The following is a 20,981-nucleotide window of genomic DNA, read 5'->3' as shown; positions in this document are numbered from 1 at the left end:
GCACTGGCATTGGGATCGGTTTTCCTGACCATTGAGATAGGTCGCGCGAGGGGTTCGTCGCCCTTGCGTCGAGCGCGCTCATCTCCTGGCATGCTGCACATGCAATCGTTGCAGCCGGGCCAACAAACAACAAAATCGAGTAAATATGTTTTGTGGCGGAACGGATAGTTAGAATACGCGTTTTACCCGAAAGGGATTGCTAACCACCGCAATACAAAGGCTTTTCGGCGAAGATCGCCGGTAAATCTTTGTTAGTTGGCGCTTCCTATGCTTCCCCTCGTTCTCTCTGGGAAGGTGCTGAAATGATTATTCTCACAGCAGCAGCATTGGGCGTCAGCGCCGGGCAGACGCGTTCGGCTGGCGTGATCGCGCTGGTCGCCGCGCTGATCGGAATGACATTCGCGTTGGCGGCGATAACCTCGCCCGGGCCGGTGTCTATTCTCGCATTCGTCTATGCCGTGCTCGGCTATAATGGCGGCCTCATGCTCTTCGTGCTCGGGCTCTATGCCAATCAGCGCCTTCGCCGCGCCATGCGCGTTACGCACTGACAGCGCGTTTTCACACTGATAAGCGTATCGCGATCTTTCAGTGGCTTCCCGCGGTTGATTGTACGCATGTCGTTGTCGCGACATGCTTTATCCCATCCTGAAGAGTGCCGGCGTCAATTCGTCGCCGGCCGATAGCGAAAGAACTGAACGCCCACGTTCGCCGCCTTCGGGAGCGGTTCCAGATAGGGTGGGATATTGCCCTTGCCGAGCTCAGCATAGAGCCCATCCGGCTTCAGCTTGGTGATCTCGCGGGTCTGCAGGTCGCCGGGGCAGAATGCAAGCACCGTCACGCCGGTCCCCTTCAGGAAGGCTTCCGCCTCCTGCGGCTTGGCCATGCCGATATGCAGCTCCGTCAGCATGCCGCCCTGATTGCGATGATAGGGCGCGGAGAGAACCCGGTTGGCGGTGAAGCGGAGGATGGGCACGCCCATTTCCGACGGCGCCGAGACCAGACCGGCCGGTAGCCCGGCGAGCGGCGCCAGCGCCGCTTGCGATGTGCAGGAAATCTTCTTTGCCGGCTCTGCCGCCTTCTTCGGCGCAGCATTCTGCATCTGCAGCGAGACAAATCCGCCACCGACGGCCCAGGCGGCCGGAGCACTGGCGAGCACGGTGACGATATAGACGAAGGCGGCTGCAACATTCTCGCTGTCGCCGTTGGAGATGCGGCGGACATCGATAATCAACAGGGCAAGCGGCAGGATGGAGATCAGGTTCGAGAACGTCGAACCGCGCACCTGGAGCAGCGCGATAGCCCAGCTCGTCATCAGCAGGAAGAGCAGGACCAGATGGATCTGCACGCGGTCACGCTGAACGACACGGAAGATGCAGACGGCGATGCCGAACAGGCCGGCCGCATAGAAGGCACCGATCGAGAAGGGGTCCGTGCGTCCGAGAGCGAAAACCGACTGCGCTTCCGAAACATTTCTGAGCCAGAGCTCGACCAGCATCGGGTCGAGACCGGCCAGCGGATCGCTCAGGCATTGCGGTGCGATCACGATCGCCGAACCGAAAACACCGGCGCCGACGACGGCGAGTGCGGCAAAGCGCAAGTGCCGGCGCAGGCGGCTGGCAAAAACCGCCGAAAACAACAGCAACCCGCCGCCGATCGCCGCCAGGCTGTAATAGCCGAGCGAGAGATTGTCGCAGGTGACCATTGAATAAAGCCGGGGCGGCACCGTTGCGAAGAAGAGGATGCTGATCGCAATCGCCAGCGCCAGCCCGAAGGCCCTCGCGGCGGCAGCGAAATCTTCGCCCTCCCATGCCCAGAGCAGGGCAATGGTCAGGCAGACGGCGGCGACGAAAGGTGTCGTCTCGGCGCCGATGGCGATGGCAACCGCTGCCGCGATGCCGGCGACCGCATAACTCCAAGCGCGACGCTCGGGATCCAGCAGCATAGCGATCATCGTCGCGACCAAAGCCAGCTGTGCATTGTGATGATCGATGGCGCCCGGCGCGAAGCGGTTTCCGGTGTAGATCGCAAGACCGGTCAAGCCGAGACTGATATGCATGGCGGCAACACCGCCGATGCGCCGGCCGGCAACCGCCATGGCGAGCATGGCGGGCAGGATGAGCGATACCGGCCAGACGGCGAGCGCCAGCGCTTCAGCCGTCTCGCGGGGCGCAAACAGGCCAAAGAACCAGATCAGCGAGGCGATCGGCAGATCGATCAGCCGCGACCAATGCATCAGCGTGCCGCCGTCGAGGCCGAGACGGTATTGCATCAGATCGAACCAGCCCTGCCCGGCCAGAAAATCGCGAACCTCGACGAGACGCATTCCGTCATCATTGTCGGGGCCGACGTAATCGGTAGCGCCGGAAAGCTTGGTGATGAGGATGGCGACAGCAAGGATGACGCTATAGGCGATGACGGTTGGCCAGAGACGCGTCAGCAGGTCGCGCAGCCCGCCCCTGGGAGCGGGCAGCCCGCCCCTGGGAGCGTCGATCGCGGAGGATGCATGGGGGATCGGCTGCACAGCGTTCATTGTGGTTAGCGGTTCGTTTCGATACCCGAACTTTAGCCGCCGCCGATCAAGAAAGTGTAAAGCCGTTTGTGGCAGCTGCCGATTTTGCCTGCGTCATAGGGTCTTATTAACGGCGCGTGATTTAGGTTGAGCGCGGCTTTAAGTGTAACGAGTAGAGTCATGGCCCGATCGCGTACCGATAATCTGAATATTGCCGTCCTGCTTCCCTGCTATAATGAAGCGGCGACGATCGGCCCTGTCGTCCAGGGCTTCCGGGCGACGCTGCCCGATGCTGCGATCCACGTCTACGACAACAATTCCACCGACGGCACCGCGCTGCAGGCAATGCTCGCCGGCGCGCATGTCGTGCGCGAGCGGCGTCAGGGCAAGGGCCATGTCGTGCGCCGCATGTTCGCCGATATCGACGCCGACATCTACATCATCGCCGACGGCGACGGCACCTATGCACCCGAGGATGCCGAGGAACTGGTGCGCACGCTTCTGACCGAGCGCGCCGACATGGTGGTCGGCACAAGGCGCGGTGTGCACGCCGATGCCGGCCGTCAGGGCCATGCGCTCGGCAACCGGCTTTTCAACCTGCTCTACCGGATGATCTTCGGCCCCGACTTCACCGATATCTTTTCCGGCTACCGCGCGTTTTCACGCCGATTCGTCAAGAGTTTCCCGGCGGTATCTGGCGGCTTCGAGATCGAAACCGAGATGTCCGTGCATGCCTCGCGGCTGAAGCTGCCGGTCAGCGAGCTGGAGCTCGACTACGGCCGCCGGCCGGAAGGCTCGCATTCCAAACTTTCGACATTCCGCGACGGCGCCAGGATCCTCTGGATGTTCGCGATGCTGATGAAGGAAACCCGGCCCTTCGCCTTTTTCAGCGCGATCAGCGCCACCTTCATGCTGGCGAGCCTCGGCTTCATGGCGCCGGTGCTGGCGGAATATTTCGAAACGGGTCTCGTCAGCCGCATGCCGACCTGGGTGCTGTCGACGGCGCTGATGATGATTTCCTTCATGCTGTTCACCGCCGGCGTCATCCTGGATTCCGTTGCGCGCGCCCGCGCCGATCAGCTTCGTATCCATTATATCGGCCTGGAGAGGCCGAGCGCGACGAAGGCGCCGCTCAGCGATGCAGGGCCGGTATCCCGCGCGCGTCACCGCAAGGCGGATGCGGCATGAAAAAGCTCATCCGCTTCACTATTGCCGGCGGCATCGGCTTCCTCGTCGATGCCGGCATCCTGTCGGCGCTGCTCGCACTGACGCCGCTCGGGCCGTTTCTGGCGAGGCTCGTGGCGATCGCCTTCGCCATGGCGGCGACCTGGGCTTTCAACCGGAGCTTCACCTTCGATCGCTCCGGCCGTTCGCTTGCCGCCGAAGGCTTTCGCTACGGCTCGGTCGGGGTGACGGCAGCGCTCGTCAATTACGGGCTCTATTCCGCGCTTCTGCTGTCGCTGCCTGCGCTTCAGCCGTTGGCGGCCATGGTGATCGCCAGCGTCGCCTCGATGATCTTCAGCTTCTTCGGCTATTCGCGCTTCGTCTTCCGCGCCGAGTGATCAGAGCGCCGCTCTAACCCTGTGAAGTGGCGCATAATCCTTTCCGAAAATCGATTCCGATTTTCGGGGTTATGCGCTAGACTGCCTCCCAGCCGTCCTTCTCGCTGGCCCGGTAGATCGCGTCGATCACCTTCTGGTTCAGCTTCGAATTTTCGAGCGTGACGATCTCTTCCTTGCCGTTCGTCACCGCCCGGGCGAAGGCCTCGACCTGCCGCTTGTACTGGCGGCTGTCCTGGAAGCGGAAGATGCGCGATTCAGAGTGGCTGCGGTCGGCAAGCTCGATCTCTTCCGGCCCCCAGCGATTGGCGTTGAACGGCGACTTGACCTCGATGTACCCTTCGGTGCCGTGGAAGACCATGACCTGGCGGTTGGCCATCTGCGTCGAGATATAGAAGCTCAGCTCGAAATCGCCGAAATCGGCCTTGACGCTCGAATAGATATCCGTGCCGAAATCCGGATCGCGCTCGGTGATCGCCTGGATCCAGAGCGGCTCCTTGCCGGTGGAAAAACGCGTGCCCATGACGGGATAGACGCCGATATCGGGAAGGCCGCCGCCGCCGAGCTCGGGGACGTTGCGCATGTTGGCGGGGTCGCGGTTGAAATAGGTGAAGGCGCCCTGCACATGCCGGAGCGAACCGATGGCGCCCTCGTCGATCAACGAGCGCACCTTCTGCCAGACCGGCGAATAGGTGATCATATAGGCTTCGGTGACCACCACCCGGTTGCGGTCGCGGGCGGCGATCACGTCGTCGATATCGCCGGCCTTGAGTGCTATGGGCTTTTCGCAGAGCACGTGCTTGCCGGCATCTGCCGCCTTGATCGACCATTCGATATGCTGCGAGGTCGGCAGCGGAATGTAGACGGCATCGATGACGTCGGAGGCCAGCATCTCCTCGTAAGAGCCGAAGGCATGCGGCACTGAGAAGCGGTCGGCCATCTCCCTTGCACGCGTGAGATCACGGCTGGCAATCGCCGTGACGACGCAATTCTCCGCATCCTGGATCGCCGGAACGACGTTGTCGCGGCCGATCTTCGCCGTTGAAATGATACCGAAACGCAGCATGATCCAAGTCTCCCAAACTGATTTCCGCGAACCATATTCAGGCCTCAGCTGCGGCGCAATGGCGCGGCCTAAAATCACGGAAGTTTGCCTTCCCGGATGCGCGGATCGCACTAAATGGTCAGGGCGGCATTCTGCCGTATCCGCGATTTCAATTCCTTCACACTTCTGGAGAGCGTCATGGAAATGCGCCGGCTTGGAAAAACAGGTCTATCGGTCGCGCCGATCGTCATCGGCGGCAATGTCTTCGGCTGGACGGCCGACGAAAAAACATCCTTCGCCATTCTCGATGCCTTCTTCGACGCGGGCCTGAACACGATCGATACGGCCGATGTCTATTCCTCGTGGGTTCCGGGCAACAAGGGCGGCGATTCCGAGGAGATCATCGGGCGGTGGCTAAGCCAAGCCAAGGTCTCCCGCGACAAGGCCGTTATCGTCACCAAGGTCGGCTCCGACATGGGGCAGGGAAAGACGCTGAAGGAGACCTATGTCCTGAAAGCGGTCGAGGATTCGCTGCGCCGGCTGCAGACCGACTATATCGACCTCTATCTCTCGCACTGGCCGGATGAAGATACGCCGCACGAGGAAACGCTCGGCGCCTATGCCAAGCTGAAGCAACAGGGCAAGATCCGCGCCATCGGCTGCTCGAATTATGACGCGACGCTGCTTCAGGTTTCCTTCGACGCTGCCGAAAAAGCTGGATTGCCGCGTTACGATGTGTTGCAGCCGGAATATAATCTCTATGAGCGCGCGAGCTTCGAGGGGCCGCTTGCCGATCTCTGCGTCAAGGAAGACATCGGCGTCATCACCTATTTCAGCCTCGCCGCCGGCTTCCTCACTGGCAAATACCGCAGCAAGGCCGATACGCAGGGCCGTGCACGCGAGGGCCGCGTTTCGCAATATCTCGACGACAAGGGCCTACGTATTCTGGCCGCGCTCGACACAAGTTTCGGCCGAGACCGGTGCAGCGCCGGCAGAAATTTCGCTCGCATGGCTGCTGCGCAAGAAGGGCGTGACGGCGCCGATCGCCAGCGCGACCAACCTTTCGCAGCTTGAAAGCCTGGCGAAATCGGCGACACTTGCGCTTTCCGATGAGGCGATGGCGCTGCTCGACCAAGCCGGTGCCTGAAAGAAAGAGACGCCATGACCGTGACGATACGTGATGCCCGCCCCGAGGACGAAGCCCGCTGGCGCGAGCTCTGGGCGGCCTATCTCGCCTTTTATGACGTCACCGTCGATGCCGATATCACCGATTCCACATGGCGCCGGGTCTTCGATCCGGCGTCGGCGATCGCGATGCGCGTCGCCGACGTCGATGGCCGGATCATGGGCTTTGCGGTCTATCTCACCCATGAAGGCACGTGGATCCGCGGCAGGGACTGCTATCTCGAAGACCTGTTCGTCGATGCCGATGCGCGCGGCAAAGGTGTCGGGCGGGCGCTGATGGACGATCTGGTTTCGACCTGCAGAGCCGAGGGCTGGTCGCGGCTCTACTGGCATACGAGCAAGCAGAACAGAACCGCGCGAGCGCTCTATGACAGCTATGTCGAGAGCGACGGCCATATCCGCTATAGGATCACCTTTTGAGCGATGGAAAATTCCCATACCATTCGGAATGATCGCCTTTCCAATTGGCCATACCCGGTTTGGTCAGGATGCCGCGCGGGCTGATATAGCTCTGGATCACCCGCCTCGGCCGTTCGTGCCACTGGATATTGAAGGCCCAGAGCTTCGGGAAAAAGCAGAGCGAGGCATAAGGCAGGTGGTCGTGAATCCACCAGGCGAGCCGCTGCCAGTCGCTTTCATCGTGGTAATGGTCAATCATCCATGGCACGGCAATGCAGACGGCCGCGCCCATGCAGCCGTCAAAATCCCTCATATCCCAGATGTGATGCGCTGATGTGGCGGTATTGGTCGAACAGTTCAGCTTGTTCTCGTTGCCGAACCTGTTGACCGCGGGCGAACGATAGCCGGAACGGATGTGCAGGCGCCCGAACGTCGCCTCCAGCGGCTCCAGCAGTTCCTCGCAAAGCCTCTTGCCCGCCTCGATCGCCAGATCGGGATCTTCGGGGATATTGGGGATGCGATGGAAATCGGCGATTTCGGAATGCAGGAAATCGCGGAGGAAGAAGTTTTGCGACAGCCGCACGCGGCCGAGATCCTCCAGACCCTTCATCGAATTCGGCTTTCGCATGACCTTACCCCCACATCGACGGCAGGAATCATCGCCCGGCACCGATTTCCAGTCCACCCGAAATCGATCGGGAACAATTAGCGCGATCTTCGCTTCTTAATGTGTCGCCGCATTCGCGGTTTTCCCCAGAACAAGGATTGAGAAAATGGCCAAGGAAAAGACGTTGGAAGATCTCTTCTACGACACGCTGAAGGACATCTACTTCGCCGAACGGCAGATTTTGCGCGCCCTGCCGAAGATGGCGCGCGCTGCCCAATCCCCCGATTTGAAGGCGGGCTTTGAAAAGCACCGCGAGCAGACCGAAGTACATGTCGAGCGCCTGCAGCAGGTTTTCGAACTGATGGGCAAACGCGCGCAGGGCAAGACCTGCGAGGCGATCCAGGGCATTATCGCCGAGGGCGAGGAAATCATGGAGGAATTCAAGGGCACGGCGGCTCTCGATGCCGGCCTGATTTCGGCCGCCCAAGCCGTCGAGCATTATGAAATCGCCCGTTACGGCACGCTGAAGACCTGGGCCGCGACCCTCGGCCTCAAGGATGCCGTCAGCCTGCTCGACCAGACGCTGCAGGAGGAAACGGCCACCGACAAGACCCTCTCTCAGCTCGCCACCACGGCGGCAAACCAGAAGGCAAAGGCTGCCTGATGCACACGGCGCCCTAATGAGAACGGGCGGCCCGGTTTCCATTCATTACCGGCCGCCCGTATCCTGTTCGCTGTATCTGAAGAAATCGATGAAGGCGCGTAGCGCCGGCCGCATCTGCCGCCGGGTGGGATAATAGAGAAACGGTCCGGCATAGGGCGCGCACCAATCCTCCAATACCCGCACAAGCTTGCCGCTCGCCAGTTCGTCATCGACCCGCATGTCGAAGAGATAGGCAAGTCCGGCGCCGTTCAGCGCCGCAAGCAAGGCCAGCCGGTCTTCGCTGACGATCAGCGGCCCATCGACCGAAACGACAAGTTCCTGCCGGTCCTTTTCGAATTCCCAGCGATAGATCGAGCCATTGGTGAAGCGCCGCTTGATGCAACGGTGATTGACGAGATCGCGCGGATGCTCGGGCTTCGGATGGTGCTCGAAATAATTGGGCGAAGCGGCGATCACGGTCGTCAGATTGGGCGAGATCCTGACGGCGATCATATCGGCCGCGAGGCTCTCTTCCAGCCGGATGCCGGCATCGAAACCCTCCTTGACGATATCGGTGAAACCATCCTCATTGGCGATTTCCAGGGTGATATCGGGATAGAGGTTGAGAAAGTCGCCGAGCCGCGGAGCAAGCAGCAGATCGGAGGCGAAGCGCGGCGCGGTGATGCGCAGGTTTCCGGCCGGCTTGGCACGCGTGTCGCGGACCGCCTCCAAGGCAATATCGATCTCCTCGAGCGCGGGACGAAGTCTTTCGAGCAGCAGGCGGCCCTCTTCCGTCGGCGCGACGCTGCGGGTGGTGCGCGCCAGAAGCCGCACCCCCAGACTTTCCTCGAGGCTCGATATCGCATGGCTGATTGCCGAGGGCGCGACGAGGAGTTCCTTCGCCGCCGCCCGGAAGCTGCGATGCTCTGAGACAGCGGCGAGAACGGCGAGTTGCGAGAGCTGTGTTCTGTTCATTGATCGAAATGATAGAACAACCTGTTAGAAACTGCATGTATTTTCTGATTGATAGCGCAGCGATATGGTCTCCTCGTACCGCAACCATCCAAAACAGGATGATTTCAGGCCGGACGGCCTAAAATCTGAATCCTGTTCTGAATTAAATAGTTAGAGCATGATGTCGTCCGAAAACCGCTCACACTTTTCGGCATCATGCTCTGGCGGCTCAAAATCAGCTCAGAGGAGCACATCATGAAAATCCGGAAACTCGGAAACGATCTGACCGTCTCTGCCGTCGGCCTTGGCTGCATGGGCATGAGCTTTGCCTATGGCGCCAGCGACGATGCGGAATCAATCAGGACGCTGCATCGCGCCATCGATCTCGGCGTCACCTTCTTCGACACCGCCGAAGTCTATGGTCCCTTTACCAACGAGGTTCTTCTCGGCAAAGCGCTGAAGCCGTTCCGCGACCGCGTGGTGATCGCCACCAAATTCGGCTTCAAGATCGATGCCAGCAAGCCGGGTGCTGCCGCCATCGCCGGTGTCGACAGCCGCCCCGAGCATGTGCGAGTCGTGGCCGAAGCCTCGCTGAAACGCCTCGGCATCGAGACCATCGACCTCTTCTACCAGCACCGGGTCGATCCCAACGTGCCGATCGAAGAGACCATCGGCGCGATGGCGGAGCTGGTGAAGCAAGGCAAAGTCCGGGCGCTCGGGCTTTCGGAAGCGGGAAGCGCCACCATTCGCCGCGCCCATGCGGTCCATCCGATCGCAGCCCTGCAGAGTGAATATTCGCTCTGGACGCGCGACCCGGAAGAGGAGGTGCTTGCCACCTGCCGCGAACTCGGCATCGGCTTCGTGCCCTACAGCCCGCTCGGCCGCGGCTTCCTGACCGGATCAATCCGCAAAGTGGAGGATCTCGCTGCCGACGATTTCCGCCGGCAGGTGCCGCGGTTCCAGGGGGAAAATTTCGACGCCAATGCCGCCCTCGTCGCGACACTCGAGCGGCTTGCCGCCGAGAAGGGCGTGACGGCGGCGCAGCTCGCGCTCGCCTGGGTGTTGAACCAGGGCGACGACATCGTGCCGATCCCCGGCGCGCGCAAGCTTCACCATCTCGAACAGAATGCGGCCGCTGCCGATATCGTGCTGAGCCCGGCGGAACTCGAGCAGCTCAGCCAAGCGATCCCCGTCGGACAAGTGGCCGGCAAGCGCTATTCGGACGCATCGCTTGCCATGACGAACATCTGAACCTGGAAAAGCTCGGTCGGCCACAACCGGCCGGGCTTGCCTTCGGGCCCGGCGAAACTATCTAATGCCATCTCTGAGAACGGGATGACAATATGTCGGACAGGCAGGCAGTCGAACAGACGGTTCATCTCTATGTCGAAGGCATGGCCTTCGCCAATGAGGCAGCCTTGAAAAAGGCCTTTCATCCGAAAAGCTCGATCATCGGCCATTACGAAAATGCCGTCGAATGGCTGACGCGGGACGAATTCATCGCCGCGATCCTGCAGGAGGAGCCGGCGCCGCCCGGCACGCAGCCCTACATGGACATTCAGAGTGTCGATGTCGAGGGTGAGGCGGCGAGCGTCAAGGTCACCGACGATTTCGCCGGAATGCGCTTTACCGATTATCTCTCGCTGCTGAAGATCGACGGCCGCTGGACGATCGTCAGCAAACTCTTCCACCTGCATCGGTGAAAAGACCGGCCGCCATTCGCGACCGGTCCATTATCTGGCGACGTTGGATGAAGCTCAGCTTCTGAGGACACCGCCGGTGAATTTCATGACGCTGGCGACGATCTTCTGCGTCAGCGCCTCGAAATCCTCGTCCGTCAGCGTGCGCTCGACCGGCTGGATCTGCACCTCGATCGCCACCGATTTCTTGCCGTCGCCGACCGATGCGCCCTCGAAGACATCGAAGACATTTACACCGGTGACCAGCTTACGGTCGGCGCCGGTGGCGGCCTTGACGATGGCGCCGGCTTCCACCGTCTTGTCGACGACGAAGGCGAAGTCGCGCCGCACCAGCTGGAAGGGCGACAGCTCAAGCGCCGGCTTGGTGCGCGTCGCCTTGCGCTTGGCCTCCGGAATGGCGTCGACATAGACTTCGAAGCCGCAGAGAGCGCCGGAAACATCGAGCGATTCCAGCGACAGCGGATGGAATTCGCCAAAATAGCCGAGCACGACCTTTGGCCCCATCTTGATCGTGCCGGAGCGGCCGGGGTGATACCATTCCGGTCCACCCTGCTCGATCTGGATATTGCCCATCGGCAGGCCGCAGGCTTCGATGACAGCGAGCGCATCGGCCTTGGCGTCGAAGACGTCGACCGGCTTGCCGCCGCCCTTGGCGGAGTTCGACCAGGCGCGACCGGCGCCGGCAAGCGAGGCCGTGCCGCGGCGAATGCCGCCGGCGACGCGGCGCTGACCGTCCGGCCTGTCGTTCTCATAAGTGCCGGAGACCTCGAAGAGGGCGACGTCGCCATAACCCTTGTCGGCATTGCGCTGGGCAGCAGACAGCAGGCCCGGCAGAAGCGACGGGCGCATATCCGACATTTCGGCGGCGATCGGGTTGGCAAGCTTGAGGGCGGGCGAGCCGCCGCCGAAGAGCTTGGCCTGGTCTTCGGGAATGAAGGACCAGGTGACGGCTTCGAGCATGCCGCGCGCGGCGAGCGCGCGCTTGGCGAGGCGGGTGCGGATCTGTAGCGTCGTCAGGATCTTGGCGTTGACGGCCGCATGGCTTTCAAGCGGCGCCGGCTTGATATTGTCGACGCCGTGAATGCGCATGACCTCCTCGACGAGATCGGCCTTGCCGTCGACATCGGGACGCCAGGAGGGAACGGCAACGGAGCAGGAGCCAACCTCACCGTTGCCCATGGTGACCACGAAACCTAGCCGGGTCAGGATCTGCTTCATCTCTTCGACAGGAATATCGAGACCGGTGAGGCGCTTGACCTCGGAGAACGGAAATTCGACGATTTTCGGTTCGTAACCCTTGTAGCCGACGATCTCGGCCTTGGCGGCCTTGCCGCCGCAAAGCTCCAGCACCAGTTCCGTCGTACGCTCGAGGCCGGGGACCATATATTCCGGATCGACGCCGCGTTCGAAGCGGTAGCGGGCATCGGTGATGATGCCGAGGCTGCGGCCTGATTTGGCGATATTCATCGGATCCCAGAGGGCGGATTCGATCAGCACGTCGACGGTGTTTTCATCACAGCCGGAATGTTCGCCGCCCATAATGCCGCCGATCGATTCGATACCATTCTCGTCGGCGATGACGACGTTGTTCGGCGACAGCTTGTATTCGCGCTGGTCGAGCGCCAGCACCGTTTCGCCTTCCTTGGCGCGGCGCACAGTAAGGTTGCCCTTGACCTTGGCGGCGTCGAAGACGTGCATCGGCCGGCCCTGATCGAAGGTCATGTAATTGGTGATATCGACGAGCGCATTGATCGGGCGCAGGCCAATGGCGAGCAGCCGCTGCTGCATCCAGCGCGGGCTTGGACCATTCTTCACGCCGCGCACGAGGCGCAACGCAAAGCCCGGGCAGAGCTTCGGATCGTCGAGATCGAGCGTCAGCTTCACCGGCGTCTCGCCTTCGACGGCGAAGGACGGGGCGGGCCGCGTCTTCAGCGTGCCGAGGCCGGAGGCGGCGAGATCGCGGGCGATGCCGTGGATCGAGGTGCAGTCCGGCCGATTGGGCGTCAGGTTGATCTCGATCACGGGATCGTCAAGATGAGCATAGGCGGCATAACTCCGGCCGACCGGCGCATCGTCCGGCAGGTCGATGATGCCGTCGTGACTGTCGGAGATCTGCAGCTCCTTTTCGGAGCACATCATGCCATGGCTTTCGACGCCGCGGATATTGCCGACGGCGAGCGTCACATCGATACCGGGAACATAGGTTCCGGGCGCTGCGAAGGCGCCGACGAGACCGGCGCGCGCATTCGGCGCGCCACAGACGACCTGGACCGGCGCGCCGGATCCGGTATCGACCATCAACACCTTCAGACGATCGGCCTGCGGATGTTTTTCGGCCGAGACGACCCTGGCGATGACGAAGGGCTTGAAGGCCGCCTTGTCGTCAACATCCTCGACCTCCAGCCCGATCTCGGTGAGGCGCGTGCAGATTTCATCGAGGCCGGCATCCGTTTCCAGATGCTCTTTCAGCGAGGAGAGCGTGAATTTCATCGTCCCAATTCTCCGTTCAAGCGCTGAGGCCGCCGAACAGCGTCGGCATGTCGAGCGTGCGGAAGCCGTAATGCGTCATCCAGCGGACATCGGCGTTGAAGAAGTCGCGCAGGTCGGGCATGCCGTATTTCAGCATAGCGATGCGATCGAGGCCCATGCCCCAGGCAAAGCCCTGATATTCGTCCGGATCGAGCCCGCCGTAACGCAGCACGTTCGGGTGGACCATGCCGCAGCCAAGGATTTCCATCCAGTCGCTACCCTCGCCGAACTTGACGATCGGACCGGAGCGGTCGCACTGGATATCGACCTCGAAAGAGGGCTCGGTGAAGGGGAAGAAGGACGGGCGAAAACGCATCGTCACGCTGTCGACCTCGAAGAAGGTCTTGCAGAATTCTTCCAGCACCCAGCGGAGGTTGGCGACATTGGCCTTCTTGTCGACAACCAGGCCCTCGACCTGATGGAACATCGGCGAATGGGTGGCGTCCGAGTCCTGGCGATAGGTCTTGCCGGGAATGATGATACGGATCGGCGGTGTCTGCGCCTCCATGGTGCGCACCTGCACCGGCGAGGTGTGGGTGCGCAGCACCTTGCGCTCGCCATTCTCATCCGGGTTGAAGAAGAAGGTGTCGTGCATCTCGCGGGCCGGATGGCCTTCGGGGAAATTCAGCGCGGTGAAATTGTAATAATCGGTCTCGATGTCGGGACCTTCGGCGATCGAGAAGCCCATGTCGGCGAAGATCGCGGTGATCTCGTCGACGATCTGGCTGATCGGATGGATACGGCCGCGCTCGGCCGGCGAAGAGCGCACCGGCAGGCTGACATCGACCGTCTCGGCCTTCAGCCGCGCATCGATCGCCGCTTGCCGGAGCGTCGTCTTGCGGGCGGTGAGCGCCTCGGCCACCGCGTTCTTCAGGACGTTGATTGCCGCACCCTTGCTTTGGCGCTCTTCCGGCGTCATGGCGCCGAGCGTCTTCAACAGTTCGGAAACGGAGCCCTTCTTGCCGAGGGCGGAAACGCGCACGGCTTCGAGCGCCGTCTCGTCATCGGCGGCAGCGATTTCGGCGAGCAGCGATGCGTTGAGCTGGTCGATATCTGACATTGTCACTTCTTTCCGTCCAGTATCAGGCGGGCGATCGGGAGGCAGGCGGCGCCGGCTGGCGCCAGGAATATAAAGAAAGAAAAACCCGCGCTAGCCCAAACCAGCGCGGGTTTCCCAAAATCATAAATTCAAAAGCTTGGGAAGCGCTGGTAGCGCATGTCCCGTGCGGGCGCGCCCGCTCGAAAGGTACATGCGCCACTTAAAGCAGTTGAGCCAGCTTTTGCGCGTTCTTACGAACGCGCGCGGCTCAACGGACCGCGCCTTCAAACTCGTTCGCCGTGCCGGCTTCCTTGAGGTATTCAAGAGCCTTCTTGGCAGCGCTGACCAGCGCGCCGAATGCTTCCGGCTCGTGGATCGCCATGTCGGAGAGAACCTTGCGGTCGACTTCGATGCCAGCCTTGTTCAGGCCGTCGATGAAGCGGCCGTAGGTCAGGCCGGATTCACGCACAGCGGCGTTGATGCGCTGAATCCAAAGCGCACGGAAGTTGCGCTTGTTGACCTTGCGGTCGCGGTAGGCGTACTGCTTCGAACGATCGACAGCGGCCTTGGCGGTACGGATGGTGTTCTTGCGGCGGCCGTAAAAGCCCTTTGCGGCCTTCAGAACCTTCTTGTGCTTGGCGTGAGAGGTGACGCCTCTTTTTACACGTGCCATATCATGATCTCCTTAAATCTAGCGTTCGCGGACGAGTCTCAGAGACCGTTCGGCAGGTAATTCTTGATAACCTTGCGGCCATCCGGTTCTGCGAGAACCATGGTGCCACGTGCATCGCGAATGAACTTGTTGGAACGCTTGATCATGCCATGGCGCTTGCCGGCAGCGGCAGCCTTGACCTTGCCGGTTGCGGTGATCTTGAACCGCTTCTTGGCAGAGGACTTCGTCTTCATCTTGGGCATTTTGCTACTCCTTCTGTCCTCCCTGCGCGCTTCATCAAAAAAGCCCTTCTTGCGAAGTCCGGTTCTCCGGCCGTCGCAACAAGGTGCGGGAGCGTTTGTTGTTGATCTGCGGCATCGGCGACGAACCGTTCCGCAAGCATTCGAAACTGCCACGGCATGCCCTGCCGGTCAGTTCGGACGCGCGCTTATAACCGCAGCGTCATGAAAGTGCAACGGGGCGGCGGAGGAATCTTCGCTGCTCCCAAAATACAGTGGCAGAAAGCACAAAAGCCGCCCTTGCGGACGGCCTTGGGCGAAAAACTGCCTGGCGCTTATTTCGGCGCCAGCACCATCATCATCTGGCGGCCTTCGAGCTTGGGTTCGGCTTCGACCTTGGCGAACTCGATCGTATCGGCCTTCACCTGCTGCAGAAGCTTCATGCCGAGTTCCTGGTGGGCCATTTCACGACCGCGGAACTTCAGCGTCACCTTGACCTTGTCGCCTTCGTCGAAGAAGCGACCCATCGCCTTCATCTTCACCTCATAATCATGGGTGTCGATGTTCGGGCGCATCTTGATTTCTTTGACTTCGACGATCTTCTGCTTCTTGCGCGCCTCTGCAGCCTTCTTCTGGTTGGCATATTTCAGCTTGCCCAGATCGAGGATCTTGCACACCGGCGGTTCGACATTGGGGGAAATTTCGACGAGATCGAGGCCGGCTTCTTCCGCCATTTTCAAAGCCTGGTCGGTGGGCACGATGCCGACATTCTGTCCATCAGCCCCGATCAGCTGAACTTTGGGAATGCGGATTTCACGGTTCGAGCGCGGTCCGTCCTTCACGGGCGCATCGGTTTTAAAAGGTCTGCGAATGGTCGTATTCTCCTCGCGTTGTTTTCGGAACGTTGCAGCCTCGCGCTCCCGATCAGGGGCACAAACGTGTCGCGTCATCGCTGCAACGGAGTCAATATCATCCTTTAGCGGAAAAATCACCCGCTGTCAGCCTGCCAAGAATCTGTTTTATAGGCCAAAACAACAGGAGTTTCGCCGATGTCCGATCAGATGCCCGATTCCGCGCCGCAGTTCCTGACGGTCGGCGAGGGCGAGGCGGCGCGTGAGATCGCCATGCTCGTCCGCCCGGCGCAAGCCGGCAATGGCGCGCCGGCGCTCGTCTGGCTGTCCGGCTACCGCTCCGACATGAGCGGCACCAAGGCGGTGGAACTCGATGGGCTGGCGGCAGAACTTGGGCTCGCCTGCATCCGCCTCGACTATTCCGGCCACGGACTTTCCGGCGGCAGCTTCGGCGACGGCACGATCTCGCGCTGGCTGGAGGAGGCGCTGGCCGTCATCCGTCATGTCGCGCCCGATCGGGTGATCCTCGTCGGCTCGTCGATGGGCGGCTGGATCGCGCTCAGGCTGGCGCAGGAGCTTGCGCGGCAGGGCGGCGTGACGCTTGACGGCCCAAAACTCGCAGGCATGGTGCTGATCGCGCCGGCCCCCGATTTCACCTCGGAGCTGATCGAGCCGAACCTCAAGGCGAAAGAGCGCAAATCGCTGGCCGAGCGTGGCTATTTCGAAGAGCGTTCGCAATACAGCCCGGAACCGAACATCTATACGCGGGCGCTGATCGAGGACGGCCGAAAGAACCGGGTGCTCGACGGTATCATCGAAACCGGCTGCCCGGTGCACATTCTCCAGGGCATGAAAGACACCGACGTGCCGCATGCGCATGCGATGAAACTGGTCGAACATCTTCCCGCCGACGACGTGGTGCTGACCTTCGTCCGCGACGGCGACCACCGCCTTTCCCGCCCCGCCGATATCGCGCTTCTCCTGAGTGCCGTCAAAGGCATCATCCGTTCATCAACAAATAGGCAGATGCCCGTTTGAACGGCAGAGGCGGACAAAGTCGCCTGATGCAAGTCCCCCAACCCGTTGCATTTTAACCATATCGGCGGGTCGTAAGGTCCTCCCAAGAAGTAACGATTGACTCTTTCCGGCCCTCTCCATTAACACTTTGTTAATAAATAAGGGCGATGCAAGGAAAGAGCGGGCGTGCGGATCAAGGGTATCTTTGTGGCCATGATGGCCATGTTTGCGATGGCGACGGCCGCCATACCAGCCCCCAGCAGAAATGCTTCCATGGTGACAGGCAATGCCACCTCACAGCCGATCGGGCACTATGATTTCTGTCAGATTCACCGCATTGAATGCGGCGCAAACCGCAACGCCGGCCCCGTTGCCATGACCCCGGGGAAGTGGTCGCTCGTGCGTTCGGTCAACGCCACGATCAATCGCACGATCACGCCGATGACCGACAAGGAAATCTACGGCAAGGATGAGGTCTGGGCCTATCCGACCACCGCCGGCGACTGCGAGGATTTCGCGCTATTGAAGCGCCGCATGCTGATCCAGCGCGGCTTTCCGGCTGCCGATCTGCTGATGACCGTCGTGCGCAAGCCGGACGGTGAAGGCCATGCCGTGCTGACGCTGCGCACCGCCGAGGGCGATTTCGTGCTCGACAACCTCGCCGCCGACGTCAAGCCGTGGTTTGGGACCCCCTATTCCTTCGTCAAGCGCCAGTCGAGCTACAATGCCGGCCGCTGGGTCACCATCGAAAACGGCCGCGACGTCCTGGTCGGCGCGCTGCGCTAAAGGGTTGCATAGAGAATGTGGAAAGGCCGGCGGTTTGCCGGCCTTTTTGTTTTGTGGGTGGTTCTTTATACAGGGAGGGCTGCCTTTCGCTTACGCTCAAGGCGTTCGTCGCTTATGCTCCTCACCCCCCTCATCTGCCCTAACGGGCATCTTCTCCCCGCTGGGGAGAAGGGGGAGCAATCAGCACGGGTGTCATTCTCGAACCAATGCCGCAAGGGGAGCGAGGCGCCGCCACGACTCCGCTTCTCCCCAGCGGGGAGAAGATGCCGGCAGGCAGATGAGGGGGTGAGCGGCGAAGCCGCGAGTGCACTGAGCGCAAGCGAAGACAAGGAGCGCTTTGATGCCGAGGATGACGCACCCGTCTCCCGGCCCTTCGCTTTGGCTCAGGGCGTTCGTTGCTGCAATCGATTCACTGGATCGATTGCTCGGGCTGCGCCCGACCGCTCCTCACCCATTCCCAATCAGGATACCGGCGCCGAGCACCAGGCCGCCGCCCAGCACCACCTGGAAGGCGGCGCGCAGGAAGGGGGTTTCCATGTAGCGGTTCTGGATGAAGGCGATGGCCCAGAGCTCGAAGAAGACAACGACGGCAGCGGTGATCGTTGCCGTCCAGAAGTGCGGGATCAGATAAGGCAGTGCGTGGCCGAGGCCGCCGAGCGCCGTCATGATGCCGCAGGCAAGGCCGCGTTTGACCGGCGAGCCTCTGCCGGAGATCTTGCCATCGTCATGGGCAGCCTCGGTGAAGCCCATCGAAATGCCGGCGCCGACGGAAGCCGAAAGACCGACGAGGAAGGTCTGCCAGGTATCCTGGGTGGCGAAGGCGGCGGCGAAGATCGGCGCCAGCGTCGAGACCGAGCCGTCCATCAGCCCGGCAAGACCCGGCTGCACATAGGTCAGCACGAATTGCCGATGCACCGTCGCGTCCTCGTCGTGCTTGACGTCTTCGGGCGTATGTTTGTCGCCCAGCATGCGGGCGATATCCTCATGCCCCTGTTCGGCGAGGGCGAGATCGCCGAGAAGCTCACGCGTCGAGGCGTCCGAGGTTCGTTTTGCCGCCTCGACATAGAAACGATAGGCCTGCTCCTCCATCGCCTCGGTTTCTTCCCGCATCGCATCCAATGAAAGGTTTGCCCTGAGCCAGTCGGGCTTGCGCTCGTAGAAGCCCTGCACATGCTCGCGCCGGATCAGCGGGATGCGCTCGCCGAAACGCTGGCGATGGATCTCGATCAGCGATTTGCGATGCGTATCCTCGACCTCGGCCATGTCTTCGAAGACCTTGGCCGAGGCCGGAAATTCGCGGCGCAGCCTGTCGGCATAGGCGAGATAGATGCGGGCATCGTCTTCCTCGGAAGCAATCGCCAGGGCGAGAATCTCCTGCTCGGACAGCGATTCGAAAGATCGTTTCGAGGATCTGAAAAATCGCGCCAGCATGCTTTTCTCCAAAATTTAGAATTATTCTAAATCTAAAGAACGTGGTGATAGCGGTCAAGTGCGCGTGCAAGCCAACTGACAGATTGCCGCGAGCGGCACGGAGGAATTTGGCACGCTGCGATAAACACCTATATGGGAGGGCGCCGCATCACGCGGCGCCGGGGTTTTGGAATGGACAATGAGATTCAGGGCCGCCCTGCCCATGTCGCGGCGATCCGCGAAAGGGCGGAGGCCGAGATGCGGGAGATGGGCGTCGACGCGGCCTTCATCGACAGGCTGGTCGAGACCTTTTACGGGCGGGTGCTGACGCATCCCGATCTCGGCCCGGTGTTCGACGCCAGGCTATCCGGGCGATGGCCGGAGCATATGGCGAAAATGAAGAGCTTCTGGTCGGCCGTCGCCTTCCGCAGCGGCGCCTATGGCGGCAAGCCGGTGCAGGCGCATACGGGTGTCCAGAACCTGACGCCCGATCTCTTTCCGAAGTGGCTGTCGCTGTTTGCCGCGACGCTCGACGATATCGCCCCAACGCCGGAAGCCAAGGCGTGGTTCATGGCAACGGCGGAGCGGATCGCCAAAAGCCTGACACTGTCGCTCTTCTACAATCCGGCACTCGACGATCCCGCGCGGAAACTCGCCTGAGAAATCTCAGGCCTTTTCCGCCGAGGCGGTGGCGCCGGCGCTGGCCGCCACCACAAGTGCCGTACCGAGCATCTGCAACGCGGTCATCGGCTGGGCGAGGATCAGAAAACCGGCGAGAGCGCCGAGTGCCGGTTCGAGGCTCATCAGGATGCCGAAGGATGCCGACGGCATGCGCCGCAGCGCCACCATCTCCAGCGCGTAGGGCAAGAGCGGCACGAGGATGGCAAGGCCGAGAACCTCGACCAGTCCCTTCACCGTGAAGGCGCCACCTGTCTCGGCAAGACCGAAGGGCGTTGCGACGAGGCCAGCGACGATCAGCGACATCGACAGGCCTTCCAGCCCCTTGAAGGCAGCGCCGACCTTCTTGGTCAGCAGGATATACACCGCCCATCCCACAGCCGAGCCGAGAGCGAAGAGGACGCCAGGGAGATTGCCGACCCAGCCTTCGCCGTCATGGGCGAGGAAGAGAATGCCGGCCGCAGCGATCAACGGCCAGGTGAGCCGCCAGGTCAGGCCATAACCGAAGACGGCGACCGAGAGCGGCCCGAGGAAATCGATGGCGATCGCCAGTCCGAGGGGCAGCCGCTGGATCGCCGCGAAGAAACACAGCGTCATGGCAGCCGTCGTCGTGCCGAGCAGCAATGTCGCCCGTCATTGGGCGCCGCTATAACGCAGCACCGAAGGCCTGACGATAGCGGCAAGGATGATCGCCGCGAAAGCAAGCCGCAGCCAAGTGGCGCCGGCAACGCCATAAGTCGCAATGGCTGACGAAGATAGTGCCGCGCCGAACTGGATCGACGACATCGACATCAGGCACATGGCGACACCGGCCGCCAAGCCGCCCGAAGTCGGCGATACGCCCGGCTGCGCGATCAAGGCCGCGCCGTCCGTACCCGTCTCGATATTCTTGATGTCCATGTGGCCCCCGATCCTGCGCGGTTCTAAGCCGAAGACGGGGGAGAACCAAATTCAAACTTTTCATGCCGGGATCAAGAGCGCTGATGCTGGGGCGCCAAGGAACGGCCGGCGGTGCGGGATATCGCCGATGGCAGCCCCTCATCCGCCTGCCGGCACCTTCTCCCCGCAGGCGGGGCGAAGGGACCATGTTGCGACCTCTCCGTTCCCCGCTCACCTCTCGCAGGGCACGTCCCCTCTCCCCGTCGGAACGGGGAGAGGGTTAGGGTGAGGGGCAGCTAT

The 20,981-nt window shown here is 61.6% G+C and carries 20 protein-coding genes and 2 pseudogenes; 11 read left to right on the top strand and 11 right to left on the bottom strand.

All coding sequences use genetic code 11. From position 1 onward, the window contains the following. Positions 1-302 precede the first annotated feature (302 nt). The gene (locus BA011_RS21170; protein WP_065281878.1) at positions 303-548 is read left to right on the top strand and encodes a hypothetical protein; all 246 of its coding nucleotides are present in this window, start codon (positions 303-305) and stop codon (positions 546-548) included. Between the two features lie 113 nt (positions 549-661). On the opposite strand, the gene BA011_RS21165 is transcribed toward BA011_RS21170, so the two are convergent. Beyond that, complete coding sequence (locus tag BA011_RS21165; protein WP_065281877.1) at positions 662-2,530, bottom strand: hypothetical protein; 1,869 nt, start codon at positions 2,528-2,530, stop codon at positions 662-664. A 159-nt stretch (positions 2,531-2,689) separates the two neighbouring features. Between BA011_RS21165 and BA011_RS21160 the strand changes: the two genes are divergently transcribed. Further along, positions 2,690-3,697 carry a glycosyltransferase gene (locus BA011_RS21160; protein ID WP_065281876.1) on the top strand — a complete coding sequence of 336 codons (1,008 nt, stop codon included), beginning with the start codon at positions 2,690-2,692 and terminating at the stop codon, positions 3,695-3,697. Then, the gene (locus tag BA011_RS21155; protein WP_065281875.1) at positions 3,694-4,071 is read left to right on the top strand and encodes a GtrA family protein; all 378 of its coding nucleotides are present in this window, start codon (positions 3,694-3,696) and stop codon (positions 4,069-4,071) included. The genes BA011_RS21160 and BA011_RS21155 overlap by 4 nt, the downstream gene beginning before the upstream one ends. Before the next feature lie 76 nt (positions 4,072-4,147). Here BA011_RS21155 and BA011_RS21150 read toward each other — a convergent pair whose 3' ends face one another. Further along, on the bottom strand, positions 4,148-5,134 hold the full coding sequence (locus BA011_RS21150) for a Gfo/Idh/MocA family protein (RefSeq protein WP_065281874.1): 987 nt from the start codon (positions 5,132-5,134) through the stop codon (positions 4,148-4,150). Positions 5,135-5,311: 177 nt separating this feature from the next. Between BA011_RS21150 and BA011_RS21145 the strand changes: the two are divergent. Further along, positions 5,312-6,260: pseudogene (locus BA011_RS21145) on the top strand (aldo/keto reductase). Between the two features lie 14 nt (positions 6,261-6,274). Then, positions 6,275-6,718 carry a GNAT family N-acetyltransferase gene (locus tag BA011_RS21140; RefSeq protein ID WP_065281873.1) on the top strand — a complete coding sequence of 148 codons (444 nt, stop codon included), beginning with the start codon at positions 6,275-6,277 and terminating at the stop codon, positions 6,716-6,718. Here the strand turns inward: BA011_RS21140 and BA011_RS21135 are convergent. Continuing rightward, entirely contained in the window at positions 6,708-7,325 is a 618-nt protein-coding gene (locus BA011_RS21135) for a hypothetical protein (RefSeq protein ID WP_065281872.1), read from the bottom strand. The two genes, BA011_RS21140 and BA011_RS21135, sit on opposite strands and share 11 nt — an antisense overlap. 145 nt (positions 7,326-7,470) lie before the next feature. Between BA011_RS21135 and BA011_RS21130 the strand changes: the two genes are divergently transcribed. After that, entirely contained in the window at positions 7,471-7,968 is a 498-nt protein-coding gene (locus BA011_RS21130; RefSeq protein WP_065281871.1) for a ferritin-like domain-containing protein, read from the top strand. A 45-nt stretch (positions 7,969-8,013) separates the two neighbouring features. On the opposite strand, the gene BA011_RS21125 is transcribed toward BA011_RS21130, so the two are convergent. Further along, positions 8,014-8,922: a LysR family transcriptional regulator gene (locus tag BA011_RS21125; protein ID WP_065281870.1), complete on the bottom strand. Its 909-nt coding sequence runs from the start codon at positions 8,920-8,922 to the stop codon at positions 8,014-8,016. A gap of 234 nt (positions 8,923-9,156) precedes the next feature. Here BA011_RS21125 and BA011_RS21120 point away from each other — a divergent pair, with 234 nt between their 5' ends. Then, the gene (locus BA011_RS21120; protein WP_065282615.1) at positions 9,157-10,152 is read left to right on the top strand and encodes an aldo/keto reductase; all 996 of its coding nucleotides are present in this window, start codon (positions 9,157-9,159) and stop codon (positions 10,150-10,152) included. Between the two features lie 92 nt (positions 10,153-10,244). After that, positions 10,245-10,604, top strand: a complete 360-nt coding sequence (locus BA011_RS21115; protein ID WP_017962862.1) for a nuclear transport factor 2 family protein — start codon at positions 10,245-10,247, stop codon at positions 10,602-10,604. A 54-nt stretch (positions 10,605-10,658) separates the two neighbouring features. Here BA011_RS21115 and pheT read toward each other — a convergent pair whose 3' ends face one another. From pheT to infC, 5 genes are all read right to left on the bottom strand, one after another. Further along, a complete protein-coding gene (pheT, locus tag BA011_RS21110; protein WP_065281869.1) occupies positions 10,659-13,091 on the bottom strand; it encodes a phenylalanine--tRNA ligase subunit beta in 2,433 nt (810 codons plus the stop codon). Positions 13,092-13,107: 16 nt separating this feature from the next. Then, positions 13,108-14,190 (bottom strand): phenylalanine--tRNA ligase subunit alpha, encoded by a 1,083-nt coding sequence (gene pheS / locus BA011_RS21105; RefSeq protein WP_065281868.1) that lies wholly within the window; start codon positions 14,188-14,190, stop codon positions 13,108-13,110. 247 nt (positions 14,191-14,437) lie between these two features. Further along, entirely contained in the window at positions 14,438-14,842 is a 405-nt protein-coding gene (gene rplT, locus BA011_RS21100) for a 50S ribosomal protein L20 (protein WP_017962859.1), read from the bottom strand. A gap of 38 nt (positions 14,843-14,880) precedes the next feature. Next, complete coding sequence (gene rpmI, locus BA011_RS21095) at positions 14,881-15,084, bottom strand: 50S ribosomal protein L35 (protein ID WP_003544621.1); 204 nt, start codon at positions 15,082-15,084, stop codon at positions 14,881-14,883. A gap of 311 nt (positions 15,085-15,395) precedes the next feature. After that, a complete protein-coding gene (gene infC, locus BA011_RS21090; RefSeq protein ID WP_072640862.1) occupies positions 15,396-15,932 on the bottom strand; it encodes a translation initiation factor IF-3 in 537 nt (178 codons plus the stop codon). Between the two features lie 177 nt (positions 15,933-16,109). Here infC and BA011_RS21085 point away from each other — a divergent pair, with 177 nt between their 5' ends. Together BA011_RS21085 and BA011_RS21080 are read left to right on the top strand one after the other, a co-directional pair. Beyond that, a complete protein-coding gene (locus tag BA011_RS21085) occupies positions 16,110-16,949 on the top strand; it encodes an alpha/beta hydrolase (protein WP_065281867.1) in 840 nt (279 codons plus the stop codon). A 165-nt stretch (positions 16,950-17,114) separates the two neighbouring features. Next, complete coding sequence (locus tag BA011_RS21080) at positions 17,115-17,714, top strand: transglutaminase-like cysteine peptidase (protein ID WP_065281866.1); 600 nt, start codon at positions 17,115-17,117, stop codon at positions 17,712-17,714. 447 nt (positions 17,715-18,161) lie between these two features. Here BA011_RS21080 and mbfA read toward each other — a convergent pair whose 3' ends face one another. After that, on the bottom strand, positions 18,162-19,145 hold the full coding sequence (mbfA, locus tag BA011_RS21075) for an iron exporter MbfA (protein WP_027669215.1): 984 nt from the start codon (positions 19,143-19,145) through the stop codon (positions 18,162-18,164). A gap of 171 nt (positions 19,146-19,316) precedes the next feature. On the opposite strand from mbfA, the gene BA011_RS21070 reads away from it, so the two are divergent. Further along, on the top strand, positions 19,317-19,784 hold the full coding sequence (locus BA011_RS21070) for a group III truncated hemoglobin (RefSeq protein WP_020052469.1): 468 nt from the start codon (positions 19,317-19,319) through the stop codon (positions 19,782-19,784). Between the two features lie 6 nt (positions 19,785-19,790). Here BA011_RS21070 and BA011_RS21065 read toward each other — a convergent pair. After that, positions 19,791-20,702, bottom strand: a pseudogene (locus tag BA011_RS21065) (EamA family transporter). Between the last annotated feature and the right edge of the window lie 279 nt (positions 20,703-20,981).

The sequence above is a fragment of the Rhizobium leguminosarum genome, from assembly GCF_001679785.1.
Taxonomy (GTDB): domain Bacteria; phylum Pseudomonadota; class Alphaproteobacteria; order Rhizobiales; family Rhizobiaceae; genus Rhizobium; species Rhizobium leguminosarum_R.
The sequence above is the reverse complement of the archived record's forward strand: the minus strand, read 5'-3'. Positions and strand labels throughout refer to the sequence as shown.

Excerpts from the sequence above, each read along its gene's own strand:
- pheS (WP_065281868.1), bottom strand. The coding sequence starts at position 14,190 with ATGTCAGATATCGACCAGCTCAACGCATCGCTGCTCGCCGAAATCGCT.
- rpmI (WP_003544621.1), bottom strand. The coding sequence starts at position 15,084 with ATGCCCAAGATGAAGACGAAGTCCTCTGCCAAGAAGCGGTTCAAGATC.
- BA011_RS21140 (WP_065281873.1), top strand. The coding sequence starts at position 6,275 with ATGACCGTGACGATACGTGATGCCCGCCCCGAGGACGAAGCCCGCTGG.
- BA011_RS21150 (WP_065281874.1), bottom strand. The coding sequence starts at position 5,134 with ATGCTGCGTTTCGGTATCATTTCAACGGCGAAGATCGGCCGCGACAAC.
- rplT (WP_017962859.1), bottom strand. The coding sequence starts at position 14,842 with ATGGCACGTGTAAAAAGAGGCGTCACCTCTCACGCCAAGCACAAGAAG.
- BA011_RS21130 (WP_065281871.1), top strand. The coding sequence starts at position 7,471 with ATGGCCAAGGAAAAGACGTTGGAAGATCTCTTCTACGACACGCTGAAG.
- BA011_RS21115 (WP_017962862.1), top strand. The coding sequence starts at position 10,245 with ATGTCGGACAGGCAGGCAGTCGAACAGACGGTTCATCTCTATGTCGAA.
- BA011_RS21070 (WP_020052469.1), top strand. The coding sequence starts at position 19,317 with ATGGACAATGAGATTCAGGGCCGCCCTGCCCATGTCGCGGCGATCCGC.
- mbfA (WP_027669215.1), bottom strand. The coding sequence starts at position 19,145 with ATGCTGGCGCGATTTTTCAGATCCTCGAAACGATCTTTCGAATCGCTG.
- BA011_RS21170 (WP_065281878.1), top strand. The coding sequence starts at position 303 with ATGATTATTCTCACAGCAGCAGCATTGGGCGTCAGCGCCGGGCAGACG.
- BA011_RS21125 (WP_065281870.1), bottom strand. The coding sequence starts at position 8,922 with ATGAACAGAACACAGCTCTCGCAACTCGCCGTTCTCGCCGCTGTCTCA.
- BA011_RS21135 (WP_065281872.1), bottom strand. The coding sequence starts at position 7,325 with ATGCGAAAGCCGAATTCGATGAAGGGTCTGGAGGATCTCGGCCGCGTG.
- BA011_RS21155 (WP_065281875.1), top strand. The coding sequence starts at position 3,694 with ATGAAAAAGCTCATCCGCTTCACTATTGCCGGCGGCATCGGCTTCCTC.
- BA011_RS21085 (WP_065281867.1), top strand. The coding sequence starts at position 16,110 with ATGTCCGATCAGATGCCCGATTCCGCGCCGCAGTTCCTGACGGTCGGC.
- BA011_RS21165 (WP_065281877.1), bottom strand. The coding sequence starts at position 2,530 with ATGAACGCTGTGCAGCCGATCCCCCATGCATCCTCCGCGATCGACGCT.
- BA011_RS21160 (WP_065281876.1), top strand. The coding sequence starts at position 2,690 with ATGGCCCGATCGCGTACCGATAATCTGAATATTGCCGTCCTGCTTCCC.
- BA011_RS21120 (WP_065282615.1), top strand. The coding sequence starts at position 9,157 with ATGAAAATCCGGAAACTCGGAAACGATCTGACCGTCTCTGCCGTCGGC.
- pheT (WP_065281869.1), bottom strand. The coding sequence starts at position 13,091 with ATGAAATTCACGCTCTCCTCGCTGAAAGAGCATCTGGAAACGGATGCC.